Source organism: Mesorhizobium sp. M5C.F.Ca.IN.020.29.1.1 (genome assembly GCF_003997375.1).
Taxonomy (GTDB): Bacteria; Pseudomonadota; Alphaproteobacteria; order Rhizobiales; family Rhizobiaceae; genus Mesorhizobium; species Mesorhizobium wenxiniae.
This window is the reverse complement of record NZ_RZSW01000602.1, coordinates 1-3,451: the sequence shown is the minus strand read 5'-3', so window position 1 is coordinate 3,451 and position 3,451 is coordinate 1. Positions and strand designations below refer to the sequence as shown.

The window sequence follows — 3,451 nt, the reverse complement described above, 5'->3', positions numbered from 1 at the left end:
GATCATGGGGCTGCAGGCAGCGCGCCAGTTCGCGCTTGATCTGTTGCGCGACGCCGGGGAGGCCATCGCCCTGCTGGGGCCGCGTGCGGAACGATTGGCGCAGATGCTGCAGCGGGCCAACGCGTATCTGTTGAAGCACGCGCCATGCGCGTGAGCGCCCGTCCGAATGGAATCGCCCCTGTGCCGCTGCGATCGGCCGGCGGCAATGGTGCATGCTGCACTGTTTCCGAGTCCGGGGTGCCGATCGCAGCGGTTGCCCAGCACGGCCGCGGCGCACGCGGCGCGCTGCGCCAAGCCTATGCGTCGGACCGGCGCCTGCATCGGGGCGCGTCGCCGGGCCGGAGCAGGGCGGCCGTCCGGCGCTCCATGCGCCAGACCGCGACGGGCCTGCGGCGACGTGCGCGGCGTCGGCCCGATCCTGGTTCTCCTCAGCCGTCTGCAGAAGGAACATCCCACGTGAACGCGCTGTCCGAACAGATCCTTTCCGAATTGCGCCACCTGCTGAGCGAGATGAGCGACGGCGGCAGCGTCGGTCCGTCCGTCTATGACACGGCGCGAGCTCTGCAGTTCCACGGCACCGTCACCGGTCGGCAGGACGCATACGCGTGGCTCATCGCGCAGCAACAGCCCGATGGCGGATGGGGAAGCGCGGACTTCCCGCTGTTTCGCCATGCGCCCACGTGGGCGGCGTTGCTGGCATTGCAACGTGCCGATCCTCTTCCCGGCGCTGCCGACGCAGTCCAGGCTGCAACCCGGTTCCTCGAGCGCCAGCCCGATCCCTACGCGCAAGCGGTGCCGGAAGACGCGCCGATCGGCGCGGAGCTGATCCTACCGCAGTTGTGCGGCGAGGCCGCATCCTTGCTGGGCGGCGTGGCGTTTCCGCGCCACCCGGCGCTGTTGCCATTGCGGCAAGCGTGCCTGGTCAAGCTGGGGGCGGTGGCGACGTTGCCGAGCGGCCATCCGTTGCTGCACTCCTGGGAAGCCTGGGGCACGTCGCCGACCACCGCATGCCCGGATGACTACGGCAGCATCGGCATCAGTCCGGCGGCCACCGCAGCGTGGCGTGCGCACGCCGTGACACAGGGGAGCATGCCGCAGGTCGGGCGCGCCGACGCGTATCTGCAGGCGGCATCGCGGGCGACGCGCAGCGGCATCGAAGGCGTCGTTCCCAACGTCTGGCCGATCAATGTGTTCGAGCCATGCTGGTCGCTGTACACCCTGCATCTGGCCGGGCTGTTCGCGCATCCCGCGCTCGCCGAGGCGGTGCGCGTGATCGTCGCGCAGCTCGACGCCCGCCTGGGCGTGCGCGGTCTGGGCCCGGCCTTGCACTTCGCGGCCGATGCGGACGACACCGCCGTTGCGTTGTGCGTCCTGCGCCTTGCAGGCCGCGACCCGGCGGACGATGCGTTGCGCCATTTCGAAATCGGCGAGCTGTTCGTCACCTTCCCCGGCGAGCGCAATGCCTCGGTGTCGACCAACATCCATGCCCTGCATGCGTTGCGACTGTTGGGAAAGCCCTCCGCCGGCACCAGCGCCTACGTGGAGGCCAATCGCAACCCGCACGGTCTATGGGACAACGAAAAATGGCACGTTTCGTGGCTGTATCCCACAGCGCATGCGGTCGCTGCGCTGGCGCAAGGCAAGCCCCAGTGGCGCGACGAGCGCGCGCTGGCGGCGCTGCTGCAGGCGCAGCGCGACGACGGCGGCTGGGGCGCCGGTCGCGCGTCCACATTCGAGGAAACCGCCTATGCGCTGTTCGCGTTGCACGTGATGGACGGGAGCGAAGAGCCGACAGGACGCCGGCGCATCGCGCAGGCGGTGGCGCGTGCGCTGGAGTGGATGCTCGCCCGCCACGCGGTGCATGCATTGCCGCAGACGCCGCTGTGGATCGGCAAGGAACTGTATTGCCCCACCCGGGTCGTGCGCGTGGCCGAACTCGCCGGGTTGTGGCTGGCTCTTCGTTGGGGGCGGCGCGTCCTGGCCGAGAGAGCAGGAGCGGCGCCATGATCCAGACCGAACGCGCGCTGCAGCAGGTGCTGGAGTGGGGGCGTTCCCTGACCGGGTTCGCCGACGAGCATGCCGCGGAGGCGGTTAGGGGCGGCCAGTACATCCTGCAGCGCATCCACCCGAGCCTGCGCGACACCAGCGCCCGCACCGGCCGCGATCCGCAGGACGAAACGCTGATCGTGGCGTTCTATCGCGAACTGGCGCTGCTGTTCTGGCTCGACGATTGCAACGACCTTGGCCTGATCGCGCCGGAGCAGCTCGCCGCGGTGGAGCAGGCGCTGGCGCAGGGCGTGCCGTGCGCGCTCCCCGGATTCGAGGGCTGCGCTGTGCTTCGCGCTTCGCTGGCCGCGCTCGCCTACGATCGTCGCGACTATGCTCGGCTTCTCGAAGATACCCGGTGCTACTGCGCGGCGCTGCGCGCCGGACACGCGCAGGAGGCAGGGGCGGAACGCTGGTCCTACGCCGAGTACCTGCACAATGGCATCGATTCGATCGCTTACGCGAACGTGTTCTGTTGCCTGTCGTTGCTGTGGGGGCTGGACATGGCAACCTTGCGCGCGCGTCCGGCGTTTCGCCAAGTCCTGCGGCTCATCTCCGCGATAGGGCGCCTGCAGAACGATCTGCATGGACGCGACAAGGACAGGTCGGCCGGCGGGGCCGACAACGCGGCGATCCTGCTGCTGCAGCGCTATCCGGCTATGCCTGTGGTGGAGTTCCTCAACGACGAGCTGGCCGGCCATACGCGCATGCTGCACCGGGTGATGGCGCAAGAACGCTTTCCCGCGCCGTGGGGACCGTTGATCGAGGCCATGGCGGCCATCCGCGCGCAGTACTACCAGACCTCGACCAGCCGCTACCGCAGCGACGCTGCGGGGGGAGGCCAGCGTGCGCCGGCCTGAACGCGCGGGAGGCGGCGGCGTGCGCGCGCTGCCGACGGTCCGATCCGACGCAACGCCGTCGCCCGATGCGACGGCTGGAGCGAGCATGAGCGACAGCGCCCTGAGCCGGCGCAAGAACGACCATCTGGACATCGTGCTGGATCGGCGAACGGCGCCGGCCACGGTCGCCGCCGGCTGGGAGTACATCCGTTTCGAACACTGCGCATTGCCCGAGTTGGACCTGACGCAGATCGACCTGCGCGCCTCGCTGCTGGGCAAGACCATGCGCGCGCCGCTGCTGATCAGCTCCATGACCGGCGGCATGCCACGCGCCGAGGCCATCAACCGGCATCTGAGCGAGGCAGCGCAAGCCTTGGGGATCGCCATGTGCGTCGGTTCGCAGCGCGTGAGCCTGCAATCCCGCAACTCCCAGGGGCTGACGCGCGCGCTGCGCCGCCTGGCCCCAGACATTCCCTTGCTGGCCAATATCGGCGCCGCGCAACTGCGCGAGGCCGACGGCCTGGACCTGGCGCGCCGGGCGGTGGATGCGCTGGAGGCCGATGGAC

The 3,451-nt window shown here is 69.8% G+C and carries 2 protein-coding genes and 2 pseudogenes; all 4 read left to right on the top strand.

The window, feature by feature from the left end:
- Window positions 1-154: pseudogene (locus tag EOA85_RS39485) on the top strand (polyprenyl synthetase family protein); the annotation flags it as partial.
- 302 nt (window positions 155-456) lie between these two features.
- A complete protein-coding gene (locus EOA85_RS30565; protein WP_127212219.1) occupies window positions 457-2,007 on the top strand; it encodes a hypothetical protein in 1,551 nt (516 codons plus the stop codon).
- Window positions 2,004-2,906 carry a hypothetical protein gene (locus EOA85_RS30560; RefSeq protein WP_127212218.1) on the top strand — a complete coding sequence of 301 codons (903 nt, stop codon included), beginning with the start codon at window positions 2,004-2,006 and terminating at the stop codon, window positions 2,904-2,906. The genes EOA85_RS30565 and EOA85_RS30560 overlap by 4 nt, the downstream gene beginning before the upstream one ends.
- Window positions 2,907-2,991: 85 nt before the next feature.
- Window positions 2,992-3,451, top strand: a pseudogene (locus EOA85_RS30555) (alpha-hydroxy-acid oxidizing protein); the annotation flags it as partial.

Bases quoted from the DNA above. Each gene is read 5' to 3' on its own strand.
- EOA85_RS30560 (WP_127212218.1), top strand. From the start codon at position 2,004: ATGATCCAGACCGAACGCGCGCTGCAGCAGGTGCTGGAGTGGGGGCGT.